The organism is Rhodoferax sp. UBA5149, from assembly GCF_002413825.1.
Taxonomy (GTDB): Bacteria; Pseudomonadota; Gammaproteobacteria; order Burkholderiales; family Burkholderiaceae_C; genus Rhodoferax.
Genome location: NZ_DHXT01000107.1, coordinates 1 through 572, shown reverse-complemented (window position 1 = coordinate 572; position 572 = coordinate 1). Strand labels below are relative to the sequence as shown.

General features: G+C 55.6%; 2 pseudogenes. Both read right to left on the bottom strand.

Features of this window, described 5'->3' with window-relative positions:
* A pseudogene (locus tag B3V69_RS09810) lies at positions 1-252 on the bottom strand (methionine aminotransferase); the annotation flags it as partial.
* A 62-nt stretch (positions 253-314) separates the two neighbouring features.
* A pseudogene (locus tag B3V69_RS09805) lies at positions 315-572 on the bottom strand (ORF6N domain-containing protein); the annotation flags it as partial.

The following is a 572-nucleotide window of genomic DNA, read 5'->3' as shown; positions in this document are numbered from 1 at the left end:
ACGGCCATGCAGTGCTACTATTTTTGCAGCAATGGCGTCACGCAACAGCGGCACGCCGGTCATCGGCGGGTACTGGTTCAGGCCTTGCTTCATGGCGTCGGTGACGACATCAACCAGCCGGGGGTCGCAATTGAAGTCGGGAAATCCCTGCCCCAGGTTGACCGCATTTTTTTCCGCCGCCAGCGTCGACATGACCGTGAAGATGGTGGTGCCCACATTGGGCAGTTTGGTTTGGAGCGGAGGGGTTTTCATGGTCGGCTCATTTCATGTTCAGGTGGTTGCGGTTTGAGAGTCGTGCGTGAATCAACTGGCTTTTACGGCTTGTCCAGTGGCGTGATGAATCCGATGGGTCGTTTGGCGGGTTCAGGCGGTGTGGTGAGTTCACGCAAGGCATCAAAAATTTGGCGCAACTGGTTGCGGGTGTTGCGGGAAAACGTGTCTTGCGAGATTTCCAGACCTTCTGTTTTCATTTCCAACTCAAGCAGACGTTTGGCGAGGTCGGTATGGATGGCGGCAGCTTGGCGCAATTGCACGAAAGCCCGCACCACATAGATGCCCATTTCGATGGCTTG